This window comes from Nocardia sp. 852002-51101_SCH5132738, assembly GCF_001665695.1.
Taxonomy (GTDB): domain Bacteria; phylum Actinomycetota; class Actinomycetes; order Mycobacteriales; family Mycobacteriaceae; genus Nocardia; species Nocardia nova.
Genome location: NZ_LZML01000183.1, coordinates 173,277 through 196,701 on the forward strand (window position 1 = coordinate 173,277; position 23,425 = coordinate 196,701).

28 protein-coding genes are annotated in these 23,425 nt (G+C 69.2%); 14 read left to right on the forward strand and 14 right to left on the reverse strand.

Annotation, left to right across the window (positions count from 1 at the left end; translation table 11 throughout):
* Positions 1-22 precede the first annotated feature (22 nt).
* A complete protein-coding gene (locus A5789_RS27720; protein ID WP_064905138.1) occupies positions 23-508 on the reverse strand; it encodes a DinB family protein in 486 nt (161 codons plus the stop codon).
* A gap of 114 nt (positions 509-622) precedes the next feature.
* Here A5789_RS27720 and A5789_RS27725 point away from each other — a divergent pair, with 114 nt between their 5' ends.
* Complete coding sequence (locus A5789_RS27725) at positions 623-1,222, forward strand: helix-turn-helix domain-containing protein (RefSeq protein ID WP_063012884.1); 600 nt, start codon at positions 623-625, stop codon at positions 1,220-1,222.
* Positions 1,223-1,401: 179 nt separating this feature from the next.
* Complete coding sequence (locus A5789_RS27730; RefSeq protein WP_321190251.1) at positions 1,402-2,205, forward strand: DUF5995 family protein; 804 nt, start codon at positions 1,402-1,404, stop codon at positions 2,203-2,205.
* A gap of 15 nt (positions 2,206-2,220) precedes the next feature.
* Here the strand turns inward: A5789_RS27730 and A5789_RS27735 are convergent, their stop codons facing one another.
* On the reverse strand, positions 2,221-2,823 hold the full coding sequence (locus A5789_RS27735; protein WP_064901383.1) for a maleylpyruvate isomerase family mycothiol-dependent enzyme: 603 nt from the start codon (positions 2,821-2,823) through the stop codon (positions 2,221-2,223).
* A gap of 39 nt (positions 2,824-2,862) precedes the next feature.
* Positions 2,863-3,855 (reverse strand): RNA polymerase subunit sigma-70, encoded by a 993-nt coding sequence (locus A5789_RS27740; protein WP_063012880.1) that lies wholly within the window; start codon positions 3,853-3,855, stop codon positions 2,863-2,865.
* Positions 3,856-3,918: 63 nt separating this feature from the next.
* On the opposite strand from A5789_RS27740, the gene A5789_RS27745 reads away from it, so the two are divergent.
* Both A5789_RS27745 and A5789_RS27750 read left to right on the forward strand, forming a co-directional pair.
* Positions 3,919-4,704 carry an alpha/beta fold hydrolase gene (locus A5789_RS27745; RefSeq protein WP_063012917.1) on the forward strand — a complete coding sequence of 262 codons (786 nt, stop codon included), beginning with the start codon at positions 3,919-3,921 and terminating at the stop codon, positions 4,702-4,704.
* 337 nt (positions 4,705-5,041) lie between these two features.
* On the forward strand, positions 5,042-6,034 hold the full coding sequence (locus A5789_RS27750) for an LLM class F420-dependent oxidoreductase (protein ID WP_064901381.1): 993 nt from the start codon (positions 5,042-5,044) through the stop codon (positions 6,032-6,034).
* A 10-nt stretch (positions 6,035-6,044) separates the two neighbouring features.
* Here the strand turns inward: A5789_RS27750 and A5789_RS27755 are convergent, their stop codons facing one another.
* A complete protein-coding gene (locus A5789_RS27755) occupies positions 6,045-6,416 on the reverse strand; it encodes a nuclear transport factor 2 family protein (protein WP_063012874.1) in 372 nt (123 codons plus the stop codon).
* Positions 6,417-6,557: 141 nt separating this feature from the next.
* On the opposite strand from A5789_RS27755, the gene A5789_RS27760 reads away from it, so the two are divergent.
* The gene (locus A5789_RS27760; RefSeq protein ID WP_064901379.1) at positions 6,558-7,043 is read left to right on the forward strand and encodes a GAF domain-containing protein; all 486 of its coding nucleotides are present in this window, start codon (positions 6,558-6,560) and stop codon (positions 7,041-7,043) included.
* Between the two features lie 69 nt (positions 7,044-7,112).
* On the opposite strand, the gene A5789_RS27765 is transcribed toward A5789_RS27760, so the two are convergent.
* The gene (locus tag A5789_RS27765; RefSeq protein WP_030513689.1) at positions 7,113-7,361 is read right to left on the reverse strand and encodes a hypothetical protein; all 249 of its coding nucleotides are present in this window, start codon (positions 7,359-7,361) and stop codon (positions 7,113-7,115) included.
* A 297-nt stretch (positions 7,362-7,658) separates the two neighbouring features.
* Between A5789_RS27765 and A5789_RS27770 the strand changes: the two genes are divergently transcribed.
* Together A5789_RS27770 and A5789_RS27775 are read left to right on the forward strand one after the other, a co-directional pair.
* Positions 7,659-8,144: a GAF domain-containing protein gene (locus tag A5789_RS27770; protein ID WP_063012871.1), complete on the forward strand. Its 486-nt coding sequence runs from the start codon at positions 7,659-7,661 to the stop codon at positions 8,142-8,144.
* A gap of 188 nt (positions 8,145-8,332) precedes the next feature.
* On the forward strand, positions 8,333-9,769 hold the full coding sequence (locus A5789_RS27775) for a glyceraldehyde-3-phosphate dehydrogenase (RefSeq protein ID WP_369817446.1): 1,437 nt from the start codon (positions 8,333-8,335) through the stop codon (positions 9,767-9,769).
* 10 nt (positions 9,770-9,779) lie between these two features.
* Here the strand turns inward: A5789_RS27775 and A5789_RS27780 are convergent, their stop codons facing one another.
* Complete coding sequence (locus A5789_RS27780; protein ID WP_063012867.1) at positions 9,780-10,316, reverse strand: hypothetical protein; 537 nt, start codon at positions 10,314-10,316, stop codon at positions 9,780-9,782.
* Positions 10,317-10,526: 210 nt separating this feature from the next.
* Between A5789_RS27780 and A5789_RS27785 the strand changes: the two genes are divergently transcribed.
* Complete coding sequence (locus A5789_RS27785; protein ID WP_063012865.1) at positions 10,527-10,925, forward strand: hypothetical protein; 399 nt, start codon at positions 10,527-10,529, stop codon at positions 10,923-10,925.
* Between the two features lie 27 nt (positions 10,926-10,952).
* Here the strand turns inward: A5789_RS27785 and A5789_RS27790 are convergent, their stop codons facing one another.
* Positions 10,953-12,491 (reverse strand): acyl-CoA synthetase, encoded by a 1,539-nt coding sequence (locus tag A5789_RS27790; RefSeq protein WP_064901373.1) that lies wholly within the window; start codon positions 12,489-12,491, stop codon positions 10,953-10,955.
* Positions 12,492-12,652: 161 nt separating this feature from the next.
* Here A5789_RS27790 and A5789_RS27795 point away from each other — a divergent pair, with 161 nt between their 5' ends.
* The 3 genes from A5789_RS27795 to A5789_RS27805 all read left to right on the forward strand — a co-directional run bounded on the left by A5789_RS27795 (position 12,653) and on the right by A5789_RS27805 (position 15,269).
* The gene (locus tag A5789_RS27795) at positions 12,653-12,964 is read left to right on the forward strand and encodes a hypothetical protein (RefSeq protein ID WP_064901371.1); all 312 of its coding nucleotides are present in this window, start codon (positions 12,653-12,655) and stop codon (positions 12,962-12,964) included.
* Complete coding sequence (locus A5789_RS27800; protein WP_064901369.1) at positions 12,964-13,545, forward strand: carboxymuconolactone decarboxylase family protein; 582 nt, start codon at positions 12,964-12,966, stop codon at positions 13,543-13,545. Before A5789_RS27795 ends, A5789_RS27800 begins: the two co-directional genes overlap by 1 nt.
* Before the next feature lie 188 nt (positions 13,546-13,733).
* On the forward strand, positions 13,734-15,269 hold the full coding sequence (locus A5789_RS27805) for an aldehyde dehydrogenase family protein (RefSeq protein ID WP_063012857.1): 1,536 nt from the start codon (positions 13,734-13,736) through the stop codon (positions 15,267-15,269).
* Positions 15,270-15,278: 9 nt separating this feature from the next.
* On the opposite strand, the gene A5789_RS27810 is transcribed toward A5789_RS27805, so the two are convergent.
* On the reverse strand, positions 15,279-16,172 hold the full coding sequence (locus tag A5789_RS27810; protein WP_064901367.1) for a LysR family transcriptional regulator: 894 nt from the start codon (positions 16,170-16,172) through the stop codon (positions 15,279-15,281).
* A gap of 82 nt (positions 16,173-16,254) precedes the next feature.
* On the opposite strand from A5789_RS27810, the gene A5789_RS27815 reads away from it, so the two are divergent.
* The gene (locus A5789_RS27815; protein ID WP_197516751.1) at positions 16,255-16,740 is read left to right on the forward strand and encodes a GNAT family N-acetyltransferase; all 486 of its coding nucleotides are present in this window, start codon (positions 16,255-16,257) and stop codon (positions 16,738-16,740) included.
* A 30-nt stretch (positions 16,741-16,770) separates the two neighbouring features.
* Here A5789_RS27815 and A5789_RS27820 read toward each other — a convergent pair whose 3' ends face one another.
* A complete protein-coding gene (locus A5789_RS27820; RefSeq protein WP_064901364.1) occupies positions 16,771-17,253 on the reverse strand; it encodes an LppP/LprE family lipoprotein in 483 nt (160 codons plus the stop codon).
* A 342-nt stretch (positions 17,254-17,595) separates the two neighbouring features.
* On the opposite strand from A5789_RS27820, the gene A5789_RS27825 reads away from it, so the two are divergent.
* Positions 17,596-17,901 (forward strand): response regulator transcription factor, encoded by a 306-nt coding sequence (locus tag A5789_RS27825; RefSeq protein WP_369817445.1) that lies wholly within the window; start codon positions 17,596-17,598, stop codon positions 17,899-17,901.
* A gap of 8 nt (positions 17,902-17,909) precedes the next feature.
* Here the strand turns inward: A5789_RS27825 and A5789_RS27830 are convergent, their stop codons facing one another.
* From A5789_RS27830 to A5789_RS27840, 3 genes are read right to left on the reverse strand one after another with little or no spacing between them, the layout of a single operon-like run.
* Positions 17,910-18,953 carry a hypothetical protein gene (locus A5789_RS27830; protein ID WP_064901362.1) on the reverse strand — a complete coding sequence of 348 codons (1,044 nt, stop codon included), beginning with the start codon at positions 18,951-18,953 and terminating at the stop codon, positions 17,910-17,912.
* On the reverse strand, positions 18,950-20,167 hold the full coding sequence (locus tag A5789_RS27835) for a sensor histidine kinase (RefSeq protein WP_082856904.1): 1,218 nt from the start codon (positions 20,165-20,167) through the stop codon (positions 18,950-18,952). The genes A5789_RS27830 and A5789_RS27835 overlap by 4 nt, the downstream gene beginning before the upstream one ends.
* Positions 20,137-20,808 (reverse strand): response regulator, encoded by a 672-nt coding sequence (locus A5789_RS27840; RefSeq protein ID WP_227462960.1) that lies wholly within the window; start codon positions 20,806-20,808, stop codon positions 20,137-20,139. Before A5789_RS27840 ends, A5789_RS27835 begins: the two co-directional genes overlap by 31 nt.
* A gap of 238 nt (positions 20,809-21,046) precedes the next feature.
* Between A5789_RS27840 and A5789_RS27845 the strand changes: the two genes are divergently transcribed.
* Positions 21,047-21,439: a hypothetical protein gene (locus A5789_RS27845; protein WP_146098734.1), complete on the forward strand. Its 393-nt coding sequence runs from the start codon at positions 21,047-21,049 to the stop codon at positions 21,437-21,439.
* A 40-nt stretch (positions 21,440-21,479) separates the two neighbouring features.
* Here A5789_RS27845 and A5789_RS27850 read toward each other — a convergent pair whose 3' ends face one another.
* Both A5789_RS27850 and A5789_RS27855 read right to left on the reverse strand, forming a co-directional pair.
* Positions 21,480-22,058: a hypothetical protein gene (locus A5789_RS27850; protein WP_064901360.1), complete on the reverse strand. Its 579-nt coding sequence runs from the start codon at positions 22,056-22,058 to the stop codon at positions 21,480-21,482.
* A gap of 107 nt (positions 22,059-22,165) precedes the next feature.
* Positions 22,166-23,374, reverse strand: coding sequence for an erythromycin esterase family protein (locus A5789_RS27855; RefSeq protein ID WP_063012912.1), 1,209 nt, complete (start codon positions 23,372-23,374; stop codon positions 22,166-22,168).
* Between the last annotated feature and the right edge of the window lie 51 nt (positions 23,375-23,425).

Consider the following 23,425-nt stretch of genomic DNA (forward strand, 5'->3'; position numbering starts at 1 on the left):
ACCCGGCGCGCACCCGCTGAGCTCAACGCCCGGTCGCGCCGTCGATCAGTTCGCGCAGGATATCGGCGTGACCGGCGTGGCGGCCGGTCTCCTCGATCATGTGGGTGAGGGCCCAGCGGACGCTGGGCCCGGGGCGTCCCGGTCGCGGCAGTGTCGCGGCGGGATCGGTGCATCCGTCGAGCACCCGGTTCGCGTGCGCGACCGCGTCGCGATAGCGGGCGACGACATCGGCCACGCTGTCGTCCGGGGCGGCCCGGAACGTCGCCTGCCAGTCGGTCACCCGGGCGCCGAGGAACATCGAGCGCTCGACGGCGGTGAGATGGACGAGCAGACCGAGCAGATTGGTGCCCGAAGCCACCGCGGCGGCTCGGGCCTGCGGTTCGGGCGCTCCCTCGACCTTCGCGGCGACGGCGGTGCGTAGATAGTCGAGGAAGCCGCGCAGTACCGCGAGCTCATCGGTCCCGGTCCGCGGCGGCGGGGTGTCCCTTCGGCGGGCTGCGGTGGGCATGGCGGCTCCTTCGCGGTTGAGGTGCGGTCGGGTCTTCAGCCTGGCGCCGGACGTGGCGAACTGGCACGGAATCTTGCTGTTCCGGCAAGATGGCCCGAATGGCTGAGGACCCGAATGGCTGAGAACACCGACGAGGTGCTCGGTGCGGTGGGCCCGCGGTTGCGCGCATTGCGCCGCGAGCGCGGGATCACCCTCGCCGACCTCGCGGCGAGCACCGGGGTGTCGGAAAGTACGTTGTCGCGCCTGGAGAGCGGGCAGCGGCGGGCGACCCTGGAATTGCTGCTGCCGCTGGCCCGCACCTACGACGTCCCGCTCGACGACCTGGTCGGGGCTCCGCGCACCGGCGACCCGCGCATCCACCTGAAGCCGATCCGGCGGTTCGGCATGACCTTCGTGCCGCTGTCCCGGCGGCCCGGTGGCGTGCAGGCGTTCAAGATGATCATTCCCGCGTGCCCGCGACCGCTGGAGCCGACGCCGCAGACGCACGAGGGCTTCGAATGGCTCTACGTGCTCAACGGCCGGCTGCGCCTGGTGCTCGGCGACCGCGATCTGACCCTGCCGCCCGGCGAGGCGGCGGAATTCGACACGTCGGTTCCGCACTGGCTGGGCAGTGCCGACGGCGGGGTGGTGGAACTGCTCATCCTGTTCGGCCCGCAGGGGATGCGCGCGCATGTGCGTCCCGGCGCGTCCGCCGAGGGGGAGAGCCGGTGGTGAGCGGAAACCGACGACACCGCCGAGGTCGTGCGCACAGTCACGGATCGAACCGCAGTACCGTATCGGCAACACCGCCGTACGTCATCGGACAGGATGGACATCGTATGCTCCGAATCGCGTCGATCGTTGTGGCTCTTGGCTTTTCGTCTCTGATCGCGTCCGCGCCGCAGGCGGGAGCCGTGGCCGAGGCGCAGTGCGGCACCCCGCTGTCCGCCGCGGAGATCCAGACCGTCGCCGCGCTGTCGGATACCACGACCATAGGCGCCGGGCCCACCCTCGACCGGCTCGACGAGGCCGTGGCGCGAAACCATCGGATCGCCGACATACTTGCCTCCCACCATGATTGGCGCGGGTTGTTCGATGTGGGACTCGACGCCGTGGAACAGTCGCCGGTGCTGCCGCTGCAGCACGATGCCGGCGCCTTCGCCGATCCGGAATACGCCCACGCGATCAGCTACGAACTGCTGCGCCGTTTCCTGGTGAACCTGCACGCGGAATTCACCGGCGGCACGCCCGAGCCGCACTGGGCGTGGTATTTCCAGCTGGCCGGTCGATGCGACCAGTCGCCCGCCAGGGTCGCGATGGCCGGCTACAACGCACACCTGACGGTCGACCTCGCATACGCGGTCGCCGCGGTCGGCAGCAAACCCGAGAACGCGCCGGACTTCTTCCACATCGTCGACGCGATCGCCCGCAGCGGCGATCTGATCGTCGATCGGACCAGGCGGGTCTACAACGCCGACCTCGGGCCGCTGTGGCGGTTCTACTTCGTCGGCGAAGGGCTCGACCGGCTGTTCGGTCAGGGCGTGGCCACCGGGCCGCTGCTCGAGGTCGCCGACCTGGGTTACAACGTGGTGGTCTGGACCAACGGGCTGGCATTGCAGAATCCCGCCACCGCCGAGGCCACGCGCGCGGAGATCAACGCCCTCTGGTCGGCCGACGACGCGGCCTTCGCCGTACTCGCACGCCTCGGCGGTCTGTGAGCCGGGCCGGCCCCGTCAGTCGGCGGGCAGCGGGCGGCGGCCGGTGACGGTGAGCAGAATGTCCTTGGCGCACATCGTGATCGGCATCCCCGAACCCAGCGTGACCGGCGCGTCGGACGCCCGCAGTTGCCGACCGGCCAGGTCGACCCCGAAGTAGCGCAGCGATTTCGGGCTCGCATTGTCGAGCACGAGGGCGATCCGTTCCGGCGGGGCGGGCGGCAGGCCCAGGGGCTCGGTGATGTCCAGGCCGTGGATCACGTCGTGGCTCAACGCGCCGACCACGCCGCCGCCCGGCGGACGCCACGGGTGGTCGACGTTGTCGCGCAGCGACGCGAGCAGTGCGGCATCGCTCATTCGTGCGGTGTCGGCGCGCGCGGCCCGGTCGGCGTAGCGGTGGAACGAGAAGCGCGCGCCGGCCAGGCCGCGCACGAACGCCCAGGTGGATGTCCGGTAGGGCATCGTCATGTGGGCGAGCACCTCGCGGACTCGCCAGCCCTCACACAGCGAGGGCGCGGCCCACTGCTCCGGCGTGAGGGTGGCGAGCAGATCCGCGAGGCGCCGGCGCTCGGCCACGGTGTGCTCGCGCAGGAGGTCGGTGTCGGTGTCGGTGGAGGTCATGAACCCGTCGTTTCGGTCGTAGGGCAGTGGTCACCTCTGTTACGAACCCGACGCCGGGAATTCATCGGTGGGTGCGCGGAAAATCGGCGGGAGGCCGAATTCGGCGAACCGGTCGCCGCTGCCCAGGTATGTCACCTGCCGCGCTATCGATCCCGACCGCGCCTCGATCGCGAGCAGTGCGAACGGCCGCAGCACACCGTCGGTGTCGGGGCGGTACTGACCGAATCCGATCGAACCGTTCATCCGGACCGGTATCAGCCGATCGTCGATGCACGCCTCGCCCGCCGCGAAAACCGAGACGACGAGGTCGCGCCCGCTCAGTCGCCACGCGAACGGCGGCATACCGGATTCGGCGTCCTCGCACAGCAGCGCGGCGAGAGCGCCGACATCGTGGTTTTCGAAGGCCGCCACGTAGCGCCGGACCAGTTCCCGGTCGTCCGGATCGTCGGGATCGAGCGGATCCGTGGCGGACTGCCGGACCGCGGCCAGGGTGGCGCGGGCGCGTTGCAGGGCGCTGTTGACCGCAGCCGGGGTCACCTCGAGCATGGTCGCGGTTTCGGCGGCGCTGAACGCCAGCACCTCGCGCAGGACCAGCACCGCCCGCTGGCGCGGCGGCAGATGTTGCAACGCCGCGACGAAGGCCAGCCGCACCGACTCGCGGCGAATCACGCGGTCGGCCGGGTCGAGCACCCGCGCGTCGGGGACCGGATCGAGCCATCGGTCGGCGGGCACCACCGCATCCGGATCGAATCCGGTCGAGACCGGGCCCTCCCACACCAGCATCCGGCGCCGCGCCGAGCGCAGCATGTCCAGGCAGATGTTGGTGGCGATGGCGTGGACCCAGGTCGACAGCCGGCCGCGCCCGGGATCGAAGCTGTCGAATCGGGTGTAGGCGCGGATCATCGTCTCCTGCACCGCGTCGTCGGCATCGGCCGACGAACCGAGCAGACGGTAGCAGTAGCCGGTCAGCGGAATCCGCAGCGCCTCGAGTGCATCGGACTCCGACAGCGGTTCACTCGCGGATACACTCACCGTCCCATGCTCGCACCCGCGTCCGGCCGGCGACAGCGGGACCGGCCGGGTAGCTTGCCGGTCATGAAGCTACGCGCGGGCGGGGTCGATTTTCACTACGTGGAGCACGGCACGGGCCGGCCGGTGCTGGTGCTGCACGGCGCCGGCGTCGATCATCGCGAGGCCGAGGCCTGCTTCGACCCGATACTCGGGGACACCGCCGGATTGCGGCGCATCTACCCCGACCTGCCCGGAACGGGATCCACCACCGCACCCGACACGCTGCGCAGCGCCGACGATGCCCTCGACGCGCTGCTGGGTTTCGCGGACGAGGTGACCGGCGGTGGTTTCCTGCTGATCGGCCACTCGGCCGGCGGGTACTACGCGCAGGCGATGGCCGCGCGACGTGCCGATCGGGTGGCGGGCCTGGCGCTGGTCTGCCCGCTGTTGCCCGGATTGCGGGACATTCCCGCACACCGCATCGTGGCCGGGCAGGGCGATCTCGGCGACGACGATTTCCGCGGCTACTTCGTCGTCCGAACACCCGAAATGCTCGACCGCTACGAGCGTTTCGTCGCCCCGGCCGCCGCACCGGCCGATCCGGCCGCGGCCCGGCGCATCGGTGAGCGGTGGCAGCTGAGCCCGGACGGCGCACCGCCCTATCCGGGGCCGACCACGATCGTGGCCGGACGGCTGGATTCGACGGTCGGTTGTGCGGCGGCGACCGACCTGTTCGCGCGCAGTCCGCACGCGACGCTCGCCGTCGTCGACGAGGCCGGACATGCCCTTCCGCACGAACAGCCGGAACTGCTGCGCGCCCTGCTGGCCGAATGGCTCACGCGCGTGGCGCGCGCCGGCGATCGACCGTGACGTTCACCCGGCCGGTGCCGGCGGAGGCGGGACCAATCCGACATACACCTCGACATCGAATACATCGTGGTTTGCCAACGGAACGCTCGGAGAAAGGAACGCTGTGATAAGCGGAATCATTGCGGTTGTCGGAGCTTTGGCCTCGGGTCTCGGATCGATCCTCACCGGCCTGATCGGCGCTTTGCTCTGATCGAGGCTTCGCAGACCCGGTGAACCGATTCCGGCTTCGCCGGGTCTCCGCGGGCAGTTCGGCGCGCCGAGCGCCGAACTCTTGCCCGCGAGCGCATCGATGGGAAGAGTGGCCGCCGGATCTGTTCTCTCGACGAGGAGGCGCGGCGTGCGTTTCGGCATCTTCATTCCGCAGGGCTGGCGACTGGATCTGGTCGGCATCGAACCGGGGGCGCAGTGGGGTGTGATGCGGGGCCTGGCGCAGCGAGCCGACGCCGCGGACGTCTGGGAATCGCTGTGGGTCTACGACCACTTCCACACCGTGCCGGTTCCCACCGAGGAAGCGACACACGAGGCGTGGACGCTCATGTCGGCGTTCGCCGCCACCACGACGCGCATCCGGCTGGGCCAGATGTGCACGGCGATCAGCTATCGGAACCCGGCCTACCTCGCCAAGGTGGCCGCGACCGTGGATCTCGTCTCGGGCGGACGGGTCGAGATGGGTATCGGCGCCGGCTGGTACGAGCACGAGTGGCGCGCCTACGGCTACGGATTCCCTTCCGCGGGTGAGCGTTTGGGCCGGCTGGACGACGGTGTGCAGATCTTCCGTCAGGCGTGGACCACCGGCACCGCCACCCTCGACGGCAAGTACTACCGGGTCGACGGCGCCCGGGTGTATCCGTTGCCGCTCCAGCACGGCGGTATTCCGATCTGGATCGCGGGTGGCGGCGAGAAGGTCACGCTGCGCATCGCCGCGAAATACGCGCATTACACCAACTTCGCGGGCGATCCCGCGACCTTCACCCGCAAATCCGAGCTGCTGCGCGAGCATTGCGTCTCCGTCGGAACCGATTTCGACGCGATCACCCGCAGTGCCAACTTCAACACCGTGGTCGGCGCCACCGAGGCAGAGGTGCGCGAACGGCTGGACGCACTCGCCTCGCGGCTCGCTCCTGTGCTCGGGGCCGAGGCGGCGCGGAACTGGGTCGCCAACCTCTCCGCCGATTCCCTCGCGGTCGGCACACCGGAACAGATCGTCGAGAACCTGTGCCGGGTCCGCGATCTGGGCTTGTCGTACGCGATCCACAACTTCCCCGAATCGGCATACGACCTCTCCGGGGTGGAGTTGTTCGAGCGTGCGGTGATTCCCGCGCTGCGATGAACCGCCGCCCTCAGTCGATGCGCACGTCCTCCGGTGACCAGAACGCTCGCATACCGGTGATCCGCGCGTCCTCGTCGAAGGTCATCACATCGATCGGTTCGATCGTCGTTGTGCGGGAACCGGTTTCGGTGACCACCCGGAACCGGAACGCCGCCGCGCCGCCCGCGATCCGCAGGTCGAGCAGTTCGGTGCGCATATGCGCGGAATCCAATGCGCCGTAGAACTTTTCGATCGCGGCCCGGCCGATGTGCGGTGGTGAACCGAACGGATCCTCCACGGTGGCGTCCTCGCTGTAACATGCCGCCACATCGGCGGCCGACCCCGAGCCCACCGCCTCGAGATACCGGTGCACCGCTGCTCGAATCCGTTCCGCTGAAGCCATGGGACAACGAAAACACGGATCCGGCGCGGTGCCGCGGGCCGATCCCGCCTGCCGGGACGGTCGGTGAGCCGCCGGCGGGACATCCGAAGCCGCCACCAGGAAAGGGATACGCATGAACCATCGCATGGGCGCGGGTGCGGTATGAGCGCCACCGACGACCACACGGACGACGAACGCTATCGGGAGCTCGCGGCGTCGGCCCGATCCCTGCTGGCGGGGGAACACGACCGGATCGCCAACGCCGCCAATCTGTCGGCGCTCGTCTATCACGGTCTTCCCGGCCTGAACTGGGTGGGATTCTATTTCTACGACGGGAGGGAGCTGGTGGTCGGCCCCTTCCAGGGCCGCCCGGCGTGTGTGCGGATCGGGCTGGATCGCGGTGTGTGCGGTGCGGCGGCGCGGACCCGCCGGACTCAACGCGTCGCCGACGTGCACGCGGTGCCCGACCATATCGCCTGCGATCCGGTGAGCAGATCCGAACTGGTGGTGCCGCTGGTGTCGGAGGGCGCGCTGCTCGGCGTCTTCGATCTGGACAGTCCCGAACTCGACCGATTCGGTCCGGTCGATCAGCGGGGCCTGGAGGAGATCGCGGCCATCTATCTCGCCTCGGTCGAAAGGAGGGACTGAGCGGACGTCCGGCTCGACGTCGCAGTGCCGCAACCGAATCGGAGGCGTGTTCCGGGTGTCGCCGGTCGGCTACGAGGCCGCCTGCATCGCCGGCCGGAAGGCCTGGGGGCTCGGTCGGCCCAACGTCCACCTGGCCGCGGCCAGTGCCTCCGCACACGACGCCTTCAGGCGTAGATGCTGGGGGCGGGGATAGCCTGCGGCGTCGACTTCTGCCCGCAGCCCCACGATTCGACGTTCCAGCAGGCGTGCGTCCGCGGTCTTCAGCCCGCGCCGCGCAGATGTCAACGCGGTCAACACTCTGCGCTGGAGATCGTCCATACAGCACACCTCCTGTGGTGATGGGCCTCGACGGTGACGAGGTTCGTTCCGGTGCGGATTGTCGATGGGTACCCCGGCGACGCGCCGTGAAAACGGCGCTCCCCGTTCGAGGCGCAAAAAGGCAAACGGCTTGTACCGGACGAACATTCGTCCTCCGCGCCGGCGGGCTCGCCGGGACGAGGTTTGCCGCGGCGGGCAGCGGGGCACTCGAAGACTGGTCGTCATACCTCGGCCCCGCTTTGCCGGGCCGGTATGCCGCCGGTGTTGTTGACTCATCGCGTCGGATCGAGGTCCGTTATGCACAGTGACCCACCCGGTCGCACCGGTGCGTCGCCTGTTTCGGCGGCCGGGGTCGCCGCACTGCTGCGTGCCCTGCCCGGCTCACCGATGGCCGGGGTGACCGCGCACGGCGGAACGGTGCTCGAGATCGTCGCCGCGACGACGCATCGCGCGCGAATGGTCGAGGAGGCTCAGTTGCTCCACCCCGACAGCCCCGCTCGCGAGGTGGCGGCGACCGGCGTGCCGATCGTGATCACCGATCTGGCGGGCAGTTCGCGCTGGCCGGGGTGCGGCGCGGAACTGCGGTTGTGGGGAGTGCAGGCGGTGCAGTGCCAGCCGCTGTCCGACGACGACGGTTCGGTGGTCGGGGTCCTGAGCATCTACACCCCGGCCGCGAATGGGCTGAGCGAAGAACTCGCCGACGCACTGCATCCGGTGTGCCGTTGTGCCACCGACCTGTTGCAGATCCGCCGCCGCAATCCACCGCGGCTGCGGCGGGACTGACGGCGGTACACCGCCGCGGCGGCGGTGTGGTCGCCGCCACTCGAAAGCTCACCGCCGGGGATCCGCCGTCGGTGATATCCGGGCCCTCATTAGCATCGACGTGGCGTACCCGTCGAGGAAACCGAGGACCTGCGTTGACTACCGAACAACTTGACCGCTGGAACGCCCAGGAAGCTGCCGCGGAGGCGATGATCCCCATCATCGGCACGTTGTATCGGGCGAAGGGTGTGACGGTCCTGCTGCACAGCCGGTCGCTGGTGAACCGGTCGGTGATCAGCATTCTGCGGACACACCGGTTCGCCCGCCAGATCGAGGGCGAAGAGCTGTCGGTGGACGAGACGCTGCCGTTCCTGCGCGTCCTCGACGAACTGGATCTCGGCCCGTGCAAGATCGATCTCGGCCAGCTGGTCGTGGCCTATCGCGCCGACGACCGCGGGCTCTCGGTTCGGGAGTTCACCGAGGTGGTTCTGGCCGAGGTGATCGGCGGCAACAAGGCGCAGTCGCCGGGTCCGCGCGATGTCGTGCTGTACGGCTTCGGCCGGATCGGCCGGCTGGTCACCCGCCTGCTCATCGAGAAGGTCGGCTCCGGCAACGGGCTGAACCTGCGCGCGGTGGTGGTTCGCCGCGGCGGCGACGGTGACCTGGCCAAGCGCGCGTCGCTGCTGCGCCGCGATTCGGTGCACGGGCACTTCAACGGCACCATCAAGGTCGACGCCGGCAACGACACGATCATCGCCAACGGCAACGTCATCAAGTTCATCTACAGCGACGATCCGACGACCATCGACTACACCGAATACGGAATCGACGACGCGATCCTGATCGACAACACCGGCAAGTGGCGCGATCGCGACGGGCTGTCGCAGCATCTGCGCCCCGGCATCGCGAAGGTGGTCCTCACCGCACCCGGTAAGGGCGACGTCCCGAATATCGTGCACGGCGTCAACCACCGCGACCTCGATCTGACGCAGCGGATCTTCTCGTGCGCCTCCTGCACCACCAACGCGATCGTGCCGCCGCTCAAGGCCATGGACGACGAATTCGGCATCACCCGCGGCCACGTGGAAACCGTGCACTCGTTCACCAACGATCAGAATCTGCTGGACAACTACCACAAGGCGGACCGCCGCGGCCGCTCCGCGCCGTTCAACCTGGTTCTGACCGAAACCGGCGCCGCCTCCGCCGTCGCCAAGGCGATGCCGGACTTCAAGGCCAAGATCACCGGTAACTCGATTCGCGTCCCCACCCCGGATGTGTCCGTCGCCATCCTGAACCTGCAACTCGAACGGGAGACGACGAAGTCCGAGGTGCTCGAGTACCTGCGGCAGGTGTCGCTCGCCGGCCCGCTGAGCCGCAATCTCGACTACATCGCCGCGTCCGACGTGGTGTCCAGCGATTTCATCGGCTCGCGCGCGGCCTCGATCATCGACGCCAACGCCACCATCGTCGAGGGCGACACCGCGATCCTGTACTGCTGGTACGACAACGAATTCGGTTATTCGTCCCAGGTGGTCCGGACGGTGCAGTACATCTCGGGTATCGAGTACCCGACCTATCCGCGGTTCGCGGATGGGTCGCAGGATGCCGCCGATGTGCGCGCGCTCGCGGCGGTCGAGGCGGGGTAGCCGCGCCCGGTCAGTGGGTGAGGACGACCTTGACGACGACCACCGTCGTCGCGACGGCGGTCAGCAGGAGTGCCGTGAAAATGGTCGAGCGGCCGGGTCTGGCGCCTTTGAGCCGTTCGATGACGAAGACGATGCCGCCGATGCGGACGAGCATCGCCACCTCGGCGACGATCTGTGCGGTGCGGGGTTCGAGCCAGTCGACGGCGGCGGCCGCCAGGATGATCGACGGCAGCACCGCGGAGCTGAGAATCGGCACCGAATCGCGCAGTTCCTCCCACCGCTGCCGCGGCGTGAGCGCGCGGTTCTCCCGCACGGCCTGGCCGACGCCCTCGGCGAAGGCGTGCGCGACGAAGGTGGACAGGGCGGTGCCGACGACCACGAGGATTCCGACGTGCTCCTCGGTGGTGGTCACCGGGATCAGCGCGGCGAGGATGAGGATGTTGCCGTAGACGTAGGCGCTGATCCGGCTGGCGGCATTGCTGCGGTCCAGCGGAGTGCGCCGGGAGAACAGGGGACCGTGGAGCAGTGCGTTGCGGCTGCCGTCCATGAGTCTCCCGTTTCTGATCGTCCGGTGCGGGGCGCGGCCACGGGTCGGGCACGGGTGGGGCAGGCGGGCCGCCGCGAACAACCCTAGGACATCGGTGACCTGCCCACCTGGCGGTGCGGCGCGTTCGTCTGGTTTGCTCTGGCAGAGCCGGGCATTCGCGCCCGGCGCGTGCGTGAGTGCCCGGCGACAGGTGGAACGCGAGGTCAGGTTATGGGGTTCGGGGACGGCGGTCCGGCGGGGGAGCCGCGCGGCGTGACCGGAGTGGCCCTGTGGGTCGGTGTGCTGTGGGGTGCGCTGGTGGCCGTGCTCACCGCACCGCTTGCCGCGGCGGTGGTGGCGAGCGTGTATCGGTTCCCGATTCCGTTCGGTGAGTACGCCGAAGGACTTCACGAGGCGGTGAACGCCGCGCTGGCCGCGGTGTTCTATCTCGTGATGGGCGGCGGCATGTTGCTGGCCGTGCTCGGTGGTGTGGCGGGGTTGATGATCGTGCGCGCGCACGGCCGGCGGCTCGGGCGTTCGCTGGCGCTCACCTTCGCGGCGGGATTCGGGCTGGCGGTGCTGGGCGCGTTCGCGCTCGCCCTGCTCGAGCACGTCATCGGCCCGTGGTGACGAGCCCCGTAATGAGCGCCGGTCCGGTCAATCCGCCGCCGTAAGTGGTTCGCGCAGTTCGCGTTTGAGTAGTTTCCCGCTCTGGTTGCGGGGCAGCGACTCGGCGAAGCGAATGTTCTTGGGCACCTTGAAGGGGGCGATCAGCTCCTTGACGTGCGCGATCAGCGCCTCGGCCGTCGTCTCGCGGCCCTCGTGCAGCACCACGACAGCGGTGACGGCCTCGATCCCCTTCTCGTCCGGGGTGCCGATGACCGCGACCTCGGCGACGGCGGGATGGGTGTAGAGGGCGTCTTCGACCTCGCGGGAGGCGACGAGGATACCGCCGGTGTTGATGACGTCCCTGATCCGGTCGACGACGGTGATGTACCCGTCGGCATCCCGCGTCACCAGGTCGCCGGAGTGGAACCACCCGCCGCGGAAGGCCTCCGCGGTCGCCTCGGGATTGTCCCAGTACCCCCGGCACAGCTGTGGCGAGCGATAGAGGACCTCCCCCGGCTCGCCGGGGCCGACATCGTTGCCGTCGGCGTCGACTACACGGGTTTCCACGAAGAACACCGCCCGCCCGCACGACGACGGCCGCTCGGCATGTTCCTCCGGGCGCAGCACCGTGGCCAGCGGCCCGATCTCCGACTGTCCGAAGCAGTTGTAGAAGCCGAGGTCGGGATAGCGTTCCCGCAGCCTGTTCAGCACGGTCACCGGCATGATCGAGGCGCCGTACTGGGCCTTGCGCAGCGACGACAGGTCGCGGCGGTCGAGGTCGGGGTGGTTGGACAGCGGCACCCAGACGGTCGGGGCGAGGAACAGCGAACCGATCCGGTCCTGTTCGACCCGGCGCAGAATCTCCGGGATATCCGGGGTGGCCATGAGGTGCACGGTCGCGCCGACCGCCAGGTAGGGCAGCATGAACACGTGCATGCCCGCCGAGTGGTACAGCGGCATGGCGACGAGCGGATTGTCGTTCGCACGCAGGTCCAGCGCGATCACCGACGAGACGTACTCGAAGACGAGCGCCTCATGAGTCATCATGGCGCCCTTGGGTTTCGACGTCGTGCCCGAGGTGTAGAGCAGTTGGGCCAGATCGGTGGCGGACGCCCGGGACGAGAAGTCCGAGACCCCGTCCGCGGCGTCGGCGACCTCCCGCAGCGATCCGTCGGCATCGCGCAGGGGTACCACGTAGTCGACCGCGGTGAGTTCGCCCCGCACCTGATCGAGCGTGCCGATCAGCGCGGGATCGGCCAGGACGGCCCGCGCGCCCGACTGGGAGACCAGGTAGCTCAGCTCCCCGCCCTTCAGGGCGTAGTTCACCGGTACGTGCACCAGGCCTGCCCGCGCGCAGGCCAGGAAGCCGATCACGTACGCGTCGGAATTGGTGCCGTAGGCGGCGACCCGATCGCCCGCGGCCAGGCCGAGGCCGAGCAGATGGGCCGCCGCCCGGGTGACCGCGGCGTCGAGTTCCCGGTAGGTGTAGGCCCGGCCTTCGAATGTCAGCGCGGTGCGGCCCGGGACCTTCGCCGCCGAACGGTGCAGCACGCCGTCGATGGTGTGCGTGCGGGGATCGAGACTCATAGGCCGGAGATTATAGGACGTCCAACTAGTTTGGTGGGGAATTCGCGAGCCGTTCTGCCGGTCTAGCCGGCGAACCGGCTCCCTGGGCGTACATTCGTGTCCGTGGCGCCTGCCCGTCACGGCTCGCGTCCATGACACGGAACCGGCTGTGAGGAGGCGAGATGGCGCAGGACAAGCGCGAGGTGTTCCGGGCTCTGGTGGAGCGGATTCGCGATGGCGACGGCAGCACCCCACGGGAGCAACGGGCGCAAGCCTTCGGAAACGCCGGACCGCCACCGCTGCGTGAACTCGTCGACAAGGTCGCGACCCGCCCGACCGAGGTGACCGATGCCGACTTCGCGGCGGCGCGGGCATCGGGATTCGGCGATGACGAACTCGTCGAACTGGTCATCGCCGCCGCCGTCGGGCAGTCCGCACGGCAGTACGACGCCGGACGCGCGGCGCTGGCCGAAGCGGCCGGGGAGCGTGGCTGATGCGGCCGGACATCCTGAACCACGGCTATCGCCCCGGAACCAAACTCCTGTTCAAGGCGATCCGAGTGTTCTCCGGTCAGCCGCTGCCCGATGCCGCGAAGCTGGTGTTCTATCGTCCGGATTTCTACGGCACGCGAGCGAAGGCGTTCACCCACGCGGCGATGCGCGGACCCTCCGAATGGTCGGTCGCCGACCGGGAGCTGATGGCCGCGTACGTGTCGAAGGTCAACGACTCCGCGTTCTGCATCGGTGCCCACAGCGCGACCGCGAGGCGCGCGTATGCCGACGAGGCGAAAGTTCGTGCGGTGCTCGACGATCCGGACTCCGCGTCGATCGACGCGGGCCTGCGCGCGACGCTGCTGCTCCTGGGCAAGCTGACCCGCGACGGGGAGGTCGATGCCGACGACGTCCGAAAGGTCCTGTCCGCCGGAGTGTCGCCACAACAGGTCGAGGACGCCTTGGCCGTCTGCGCTGCCTTCAACACGACCAACCGGCTCGCGGACGCCTTCGGATTCGACGTCCTGGGTCCGGACGGTTTCGACGCGGGCGCGAAATACCTGCTGAAGCGAGGCTATCGGTAGCGAGCGGGAGTGGTCCGCGGATGTCTGTCCGGTGGAAATCTAGAACAAGTTCTCGCAATGGGTAGACAGTTTTGGTAAGTTGTCTACTAGTTCACGAGGGTTTCGCCGTGCCGTCGATTCGGTTGCGGCAAACCTTGTGTCACAACCGAAATCGCACTGGAACGCCAGCTCCGACCGAGGGGAAGACCATGGCCATCGTCCACCCACTGCCGACGACCGAGGGTGACCGGCGCACGCTGGCGCTGGACAGTCCGGTGGATCGCCGGCGCATCGGCGAACTCGAGGTGGACACCACCGCCGAGGTGCAGAGCGCGGTCGCGCGCGCCCGCGCCGCCCAGCCCGCCTGGGCCGCCCGCAGCATCACCGAGCGCGCCGAGATCGTGCGCGCCGCCATCGGTGTGATCGTCGCCCGGCGCGCGGAGATCGCCGAGACCATTCGCACCGAGACCGGTAAGCCGGAGGCCGAGGCGCTCGGCGTCGAGATCGTGCCCGCCTGCGACTTCCTCAACTACTGGACCGCGCGCGCCCGGCGTGATCTGCGCTCGCACCGGCAGCGGCTGCACGGTTATCTGAAACCGATGAAGAAGCTGTACATGCAGTATCAGCCGCTCGGCGTGATCGGCGTCGTGACGCCGTGGAACGCGCCGTTCGTGCTGTCGCTCAATCCGGTGGTGCAGGCGCTGGTCGCCGGCAACACCGTGGTGTTCAAACCGTCCGAGGTGACGCCGCGTTCGGGGGAATGGGTGGCGCGGGTGCTGCACGAGGCGGGGGTGCCGGAGGATGTCGTGCAGGTGCTGCACGGCGACGGCGAAACCGGTGCGGCACTGGTCGATTCGGATATCGACAAGGTGTGCTTCACCGGCAGCGTCGGCACCGGCCGCAAGATCGCGGCTGCCTGCGCGACCCGCTTGCTGCCGTGCACCCTGGAGTTGGGCGGCAAGGACGCCATGATCGTCTGCGCGGACGCCGATCTCGAGCGCGCTGCTGCCGGCGCGGTGTATCTGTCGATGTTCAACACCGGCCAGGTCTGCATGAGCGTGGAACGCATCTACGTGGTCGACAGCGTCGCGGACGAGTTCATCCGGCTGGTCACCGAGAAGGCGGCGGGGGTCACCTACGGTCCCGGCGACACCGATATGGGCCCGCTGTTCTGGGATCGCCAGCGCGACATCGTGATCCGGCACATCGACGACGCGAAGGCCAAGGGCGCCGACATCGTGGTGGGCGGCGCGGCCGACACCGGCGAGGGCCTGTACTTCCAGCCCACCGTCGTCGTCGGCGCGCACCACGACATGGACTTGATGACCGAGGAGACGTTCGGTCCGATCACCACCATCATGCGGGTCCGTGACGAGGACGAGGCCATCCGGCTGGCCAACGACTGCAAATACGGGCTCAGCGGCTCGGTGTTCACCAAGGACGCCGCCAAGGCCCGGCGCATCGCGGCCCAGCTCACCACGGGTTCGGTCGTGCACAACGACGCGGCCGTCATCTACGGTGTGCCCGAGGCGCCCTTCGGCGGGCGCAAGGACAGCGGCGTCGGCCAGGTCAACGGCCCGGGCGCACTGCGCAGCTTCACCCATGCCCAGCCGGTCCTGATCGACCGCTGGCAGTCCAAGCAGGAAAGCATCTGGTACCCCTACTCGGAGAAGACCATTCGCAACCTCGACGGTCTCATCCGCTACGGGTTCGGCAACAAGATCCTGCGCAAACTGCTGTCCTGACGGTCGCGCTCACGCCGCGGCCGGGCCGGGCAACAGGGCGAGCAGATTGTGGACCAGCGCTCGCTCGTCGCCGGTGCGGTGCGCGGTGTAAATGGTTGTGTCCGCGTCGGTTTCGGTCAGCGGGATGATCCGCGCCGAAGCCGGCGCCGTGAAGGTGGCGCTGCGCGGCGCGACCGTGATGCCGAGGCCCGCGGCCACCAGATAGAGAATGATGGTCCAGTTGGTGGCCTCCTGCACGATGCGCGGGCGGCGGCCCGATCGCAGCAGGGGAGCCAGGTTCCGGTCGTGGGCCAGGGAGCCTGCGGCGCGCGGGAAGAAGACCACCGGGTGATCGACCAGTTCGGCCCCGGTGACGGAATCGCGTCCGGCCAGCGGATGGTCGTCGGGCACCACCGCGACGAACGGCTCGGTCATGAGCGGTGTGATGGTGGTGCCCGGCCGCGGATCGGGATCGCGCACGATCGCGAGGTCCAAGGCGCCGTTGGCGAGCCGCTCCATCAGATGGCTGGTGAACCCCTCGACCAGGTCGACCTCGACGAGCGGATAGCGGTCGCGAAACGCGCGCACCCCGCGCAGGGGTTCGAGCGGCAGTACCGACGGCACGAAGCCCAGGTAGAGCGTTCCCTGCCCGCCCTGCCCGATCCGCGCGACCTCGGCCAGATCGCGTTGTGCGTGCCCGAGCAGGGCCTCGGCGCGATCACGCAGGACGGAGCCGGCGGGAGTCAGGGCCACCGTGCGCGAGGTGCGATCGAGCAGCCGGGCGCCGAGCAGCGTCTCGAGCCGCCGGATCTGCTGGGTCAGGGCGGGCTGGGCGATGTGCAGCCGGGCCGCGGCACGGCCGAAATGCAATTCCTCCGCGACCGCCAGGAAGTAGCGAAGGTGCCGCAGCTCTACCCCGTCCACAGGCCGCCATGCATAAGTTCACGATATCAATCGGAGCTATCGAATATTGGACGCTATGGGTTCCGGCGCGCATCCTGGTGACGTGATTCTCGTCGAACCGATGTCCGGGCCGGCCGACGCCGCCGCCTTCGAAGAACTCAATCTGGAATGGATCACCGCTCTGTTCGGCGTCGAACCGGCCGACCTCGCCACCCTCGGCAATCCGCAGCGGATCGTGACCGACGGCGGGCAGGTGCTGATCGCGCGCGACGGTGACGACCGCGTCGGGTGCGTCGCGCTGGTCGCGGAGGATCCGGGCGTCTTCGAAATCTCGAAGATGGCGGTCGCGCCGCGGGTGCGGGGCCGGGGCGTCGGCCGTCTGCTGCTGAACGCCGCCATCGACCACGCTCGCGCATGCGGCGCGACCTCGCTGTTCCTGGCGAGCAACGGGCGCCTGGCCGACGCCGTGCACCTGTACGAATCGGTGGGATTCGTCCATGTGCCGCCGGAGCAGCTGCGGCCCATTCCCTACGATCGTGCCGATGTGTTCATGAAATTCGATCTGGCGGAACAGGTTTCGTCCGTCTGAGCCGCCGGTGGCCGTTCCGGAATCCGGTGATCAGTTGATCGGCGGACGCCCCTGCACGTCCACGCCCGAGCCGTTCCAGTGGAACGACACCGTCGTCGAGGTCCCGTCGGGACAGGCGTTGCAGCTACCGGGCGTCTTGTAGGTCAATACGACGGTGTCGTCGGTACCGGCTCCGGTGTCGATCGTGGTGAACGCCTGGGCTTTCGGCGTGGCGGTGCCGACGTAGTCGCCCTTGTGGAACAGCAGCGCGTGCTCCGGTGAGCTCGCGGTGGCGCGCTGAATCGTGACCACCACGACCGACAGTGTCGAACACCGGTTGTAGGTGCCGCGCAGTGCGGGCGGGTTGTCGTTCCATGCCCAGGTGTCACCGCCACCGGCGTCGTAGGGCGGCAAGGTGGCGACGGCCCGGCGAATCTCCGGCGCCGAGAGGTCGGTCGCGCAGTCCGCCGAACCGGACGTCGTGACGGGGGAAACGGTTCCCTGCGTGGTGGGCGCCACCCGCGTCGGCGACACTGCCGCCGAGGTAGCGGAACTCGCAGTGGCGGAGGCGTTTTCGGGCCCATTGCCACATCCCGTCGATAAGGCGAGAGCCACGCAGACAATTACCGGCAGACAGGCCCGCTGGAGTTGCCGGCGCGGGAGGCGAGAGGTGGCGGAGCGTTGCGCGGGGACGGTCATCTGTCGAGTGTGGCGGATCGACGCGGTGAGTCCCTTCGTTTTCCGAGCGAACGGTGACCCCAGTTCTCGGGTCAAGCAACTGGAACCTGCCGGGCGGCCCGGCAACTGCGTAGCGTGTCCACACACACGTCGCCGGGGACGGCGATGCCGTCGGCTTCTGCAGAACAGGAAGACATCGTGTCCGAATTGTCGCCGGTTCCGGCCTGTCTCGCCCACGCGATCGCCGATCGCGCAGCGCCCGCCGCTGCCCCGGAACCACGGCCGCAGCTCAGTGCCAGAGAAGTGGAAGTACTGCTCGCGTGGATCCTCGGGGAGACCAAAGGCGAGGTCTGCCGCACACTGTTCATCGCGCCCGGAACGGTCAACACGCACCTCGCCCGGATCCGGGAGAAGTACCGCGCCGCCGGTCGGCCGGCGCCGACGAAGGCCGCGCTGCTGGCACGCGCGCTGCAGGACGGGTATCTGAACCTCGACGACATCTGAGGTCGCGGTTACGGATCGGGCCGCAGCGCCGGGCATGCCGGGGTATCGATCTCGATCCGGCGGATGCCGGAGCGGGGATCGTTGACGACGATGGTGGCCAGAATCGCTCTGTGCGGCGGCAGGATTCGAACGTGAGCCGTCCCGGCGGACGCGGTGGCCAGCTCCGCGGCGACGGTACCGAGTACCCGTCGGCGGGTGGCGGCGGGAAGGTCGTCGAGGCCGTGGTCGTCGATCAGGATGACGTCGACGCCGCGCAACCGCGCGTGGCGCGCTGCTGTCGTGACCGGTTCGGTGGCGAGTGCGGGGGCTCGCAGCGTATCGCGCAGATGTGCCTCGATCAGCCGGCAGTCCTCGCGGGTGCGCTCGTCGAGGGGCTGGGGGCCCGCGATTCGTTCGAGGATGGGGCGGACCATATCGTCCAGGCGCTGGATCTGGGCTCGTCGTTCGTCGAGTGCGGCGGCCGCGGCGGCTTCGGAGCCCACCTGCCGCGTCGACTCCTCCCGCAACCGGAAGATGGCCCGGGCCGCCGGGCGCAGGGTGTAGGCGAAGAAGGTCGCCATCATCAGCGGGCCCAGGTTGATAACCGAAATCGCCACGCCGTGACCCAATCCCTGTCCGCTCTGCCACGACCACACGGCGGAGGTGGCGATCAGTGACAGCAGACCGGCCCACGCGGCTCCCGTGCGTCCGCGCACGCACATGAAGGTCGCGGTCACGGTGCCGGCCCCGAACGACCACAGTTGCGCGACCGAGGTCGGGGGGATCGGCAGGTTGAACAGGGTCAGAGCGGCTGTCGCCGGAATCGAGGCGGCCAGCGCGGCGGTGGCGGGCAGGGGCAGCGGATCGGGGCGGATGCGCAACAGTGCCGCGGTCGCCGCGGCGGTGATGGCCAATCCGGTCGGTACCGGCCACAGGTGGCGGGTCTGTTGTGCGGACGAAAGGCTCAGTGCCGCTTCCGACATCAGGTAGAAGGCCGCGATCAGCCAGGCCGGCCGGGTGTCCATGCCGAGCAGGGTGCGAGCATCGCGCACCGGGCCGGTGGCGGCGCTCATCGCTCGTCCGCCTGCCAGGACAGGTGAATCCGGGTGCCCGCGCCCGGACGGCTCCGCACCTCGACGTCGCCACCGGGCAGGCGGCGCACCCGCTCCACGATGCTGACGGCCAGCCCGAGGCGGTGGGCCGGAACCTTCGCCGGATCGAATCCGCGGCCGTCGTCGGCCGCGGTGACCTCGATCCGGCCGTCGGCGAATCCCAGGCTCACCGTGCGGGCGGCGTGTGCTCCGGCGTGAATGACGCTGTTGCGCACCGCTTCCGCGACGGCGGCACCGAGGATTTGTATCGGTTCGGCGGGGAAGTAGCGGTCGCCGGTGGCCGCGTCCTCGCTCACCGTGACCGGCAGTCGGTCGTCGACATCGGCGACCGCGGTGCGAATGTGCGCGGCGGCCGTCGCCGCCGTAAAGCCCTGCGCGCCTTCGGAACCCACGTCGCCGAGCTTGGCCAGCGCCATTTCGGCCTGGTGGCGCACCTCCGACCGCCGCGTTCCCCGCGCGGCCGCCAGCAATGTCGACATCACCCAATCGTGCAGCAGGGCGTTGAAGCGGGCGCGTTGCACGGTGCGCGCGGTGGCTGCCGCGGCGGCGGCCGCGGCCTCGTGGGCTTCGGTCCTGGTCGCGTCCAGAATCCGTCCGGTGCGCATCGCCATCAGCCCGGCGGCGACGAAGAGCAGGCAGAAGCTGATCGCGAACATCAGGTCCGGGACGAAGCGGCCGTTGTGGCCGGGCGCCCGGCAGACATGGTTGATGATCTGGACCGGAACCACCGCCGCGAGCAGGACGGCCACCGTCCGGCCCGCCGGCCAGACCAGCGCCGCGGACAGTCCGGCCAGGCCGGGAATGGTGGAGATCCACGCATCGGCCTGCAGCAGTTCGCCGTTCCACGCCACGGGCCACAGGACTGCCGCGACCACGAAACCGAGCGCGGTGACGGCGGCGGTCGCGCGGACCCACCGGAGGTCGGAATGAAACGAGAACAGGCCCATCACGATCGCCGGGCCGTAGACGATGCCCACCGCGAGCACGGTCCACCAGAGGGCCAGATCGCCGGCTTGGCTGGAGATGGTCGCGGCCATCAGGAACAGATAGGCCACATAACCGGAGGAGAGGAAGCGGGCGAACAACCGGGTGATGCGGTCCTCGGCCGGGCCTACCGTCGTCCGCGGGTGACCGGCGTGCGGAGCTACCGGCGTCGACGTGGTATCGGCAGCCACCCGTCCTCCAGAGCACGTTTGAACAGTTCGGTTTTGGTGCGCGACGGCCGCCCCGCCTCGGCGTACTTCTGCCGGATCCGGGCCAGATAGGCATTGACGGTGTCTTCGGTGAGGCTGGTGAGCCGCGCGACGCGGGCCGCCGATTCGCCCGAGGCGTACAGGGCGAGCACGTCGCGCTGGCGAGGGCTGAGGGTGACCGTGGTGAAGTTCTCGTCGGAGTCGATGGCGACCGCCCACTCCGTCGTCGGCACCTGGCGCCCGGCCGCGGCGTCGCGCACCGCGGCGGCGACCACCTCGTCGCGTTCGGATTTCCGCACGACTCCGAGAACACCGGCCCGGGCGGCGGCGCGTACCAGGAACGGTTCGTCGCCGGAGGTGAATACGAGGGTTTCGATGCCGGCGGCCCGCAGTTGCTCGATATTGGTGGCGGGGGAGGAACCGTCGGGTAGTCGCAGATCGAGGACGACGAGCGCCAGATCCGTTGTGACGGAGAGCAATTCCGCTACCGACGCGCCCGTGGCCGCGATGGTGACCGTGGGCTCACCGGCGAGTATCTGGCGCAGACCGGCGATGGTGACCTGGTGGTCCTCGACGACACCGATGCGATAGGGGTCCCCGGCCGCGACATTCTCCCGCATCATGCCCCCTCCTGTTGCCGACCCGCGCCCGGCTGTGCCGGTCTCGGCGCGCGAATCCGCCGACGAATGATGATTGTTATTCACTCCGCCGGGGTAATTCATTACGTCCGGCCGCTCGGACGTTCACGGACAATTGACCAGTTGTCGTGCGAAATGCCGACTGACGCACTCGCCGCGGCGGGGCAGACTGAGCGGTATGGGATGGCAGCGCCCCAGGTTCGAGGAAGGAGGCGTGGTGGTCGTGACGGCAGAACCGCGCCATGTACCCACGGTCACGGTGGATTTCGACGATCTCGCCGAGCTGATTCTCGCCGTGCACACGGTCGTCACCGATGTGCCGCGCCGCCTGCGCCGCCGGCACGACAACGTCGTCGACATCGTCGCGGCGACGCTCAGCGATATCCGCCCCTCGGACGCGGGACGCCGTCATCACCTCCTCCGCACCCCCGCGGCGGCCTTCGCGGTCACCCAGCGCGGGGAAACGATCGACGTCGTCATCGAGCGCGACGACACCCTCGTCAGCGCCGGCTTCTTCGACCAAACATCCTCGGCCCACACGGATTTCGCCGCCTGGCTCGCCGCCCACACCCACGACGCCCTCCAGGACCGCCACGTCCACTCGATCCTGTCCTGAGCGCTCCGGCGAGGCCCCGTGGTGTGATCCTGCTATTCCCTTACCGACCGACGGGTTTGCCGAACAGGTTCAGCATGAAGGGGGCGATCTGCGGGAGGACGGTGGTCCGCCCGGGCCATTGCTGCGGATCACGCCCGGTGAGCAGGGCGTCGGTCACCGCGCGCCGGTGTTCCATGAGCTCATAGTGGGGATCGTGCGCGCGGTCGGCCGCGGCCGCCACGATGCGCTGGGTGAGCAGGCCGAGATAGCGCATCAGCGGCGCGGCCGCCCCGAGCAGCAGTTCGCGGTCGCTCGCCGTCGCCGAGTCGAGCAGGCGATCCCAGACGAACGCCGCCCCGAGCCGGTAGCGGTCCAGGACATCGGTGACCCCCGCACCGTCGCGGACCCGTTCGACCGCGAGCCGCACCATATCGGCGGTGTCGTCCTCGCCCGGTTCGATCCCGGTGCGCAGATAGCGGAAGAACAGGTCGACGTTGAGTTTCACCCCGTGCGCGAAATCCGCGGCCACCAACGATTCCGGCAGCCGCGGATACGGCGGCACCACTGCGTAGAACCCGTCCACCATCGCCACGACGCTGCGGTGCAGCTCATCGATTCCCGGTCCCGGTGGCGATGTCATGGCAGGCCCCTCCGTCCCGCGCGACGATTACGGCGACAACATTCGCTCGAAGGTATCGGTCCCGGGCCGGGGTGGCCTGCGGTTCGGATTCGAACCCGAAGGTTCCGCTACCAGTAGCGGACCTGTTTCCCGTCGGTGTCGGTGATGAAGACGGTGGCGTCGGCGGTGTCGAGATCCGCGCGGCGCAGCGGGATGTGGCCGAGGACGATCGGTTCGCCCGTGGCGATCGCGGAGGGCAGGTACTCGCGCAATTCGCTTGTGGGAAAAAGGGTTCGGCGCGTCGTCGCCCGTGCCAGCACGCCCTGGAGGGTGGCCGGATCGGCGGCGGGGGCGCCGTCGGTCGTCACGACCGTGTAGCGGGCTCCCAGGGTGAGGGCGACGAGGGCTCCGGCTCCGCCCCAGCCGGGCGCCTCCTCACCGGGGGAGTGCGCGCGCTGGAGGTGGGCATTGTGCGCGAAGACGAGACTCGGCCCGCGATGCCGCTCCCGCTCGACGATCGTCAGCAGATTCGCGGCCATCATCTCGGCGCGCAGGCTCAGCAGGTCGCCGAGGCGATCGGTGGATGGGGTCGCCATGGCCGCGTGATAACGCAGCAGACCCTGTGCGGTGCGGGCATGGTCGGCCGCCCGGTCGTAGCCGGACGGATCGGCCGGCCGCAGCCCTGGACCCGCGCGGCGCAGGGCACTGGCGAGGTCGTCGGCGACGATGCGCAGGGCACGGGCCCGGTCGGAATTGCCGATGGAGGCGGCCGGGTCGAACATGGCCGCCTCGTTCGTCCAGTCGGCGTCCGCACCGGCCAGGGCGTCGAGGTCGGCTGCCGACGCCGGTCGCAGCGCCGCGGGCAGAGAGTCGGCGACCGCGGCCAGCGCATGTCGCGGACTCGGTGCCGCGGAGATCTCCACCGGCGCGTCGAATCCGTAGCAGTGCACGCGATCCCCCGGCGACCGGCCGGTGTTGTAGGCGCGCAGCCATTCCACGAGTTCGCGATTGCCCGGTATCGCGCCGAAGCCGTGGCTGAACCCGGTGGCGAGGACCTCGTCGATATCCGCGGTGGCGCCGCGGACGTAGTCGTCGACGCGGGTGGCGGCGAAGAAGTCGACCTCGAGCGCGATCGACCGGAATCCCCGCTGCACGAGGTGGGCCAGAATATCGTTGCGCAGCAACGGAAATGCCGCGATGCCGTGTGTCGGCTCGCCGAGGCCGAGCAGGGCCGGGGCCTCAGGGCGCGCGGCGAGCAGTTCGTCGAGGGTGCGGCCCAGGTTCACCGGGTCGTCGAGTGGGCGGCCGATGGCACGCAGTGTGGTGGCAGTGGACATGGATACCCCTTTCCGGCAGCGAATAGCTTCGACACTATCGTTGAAGGTTCG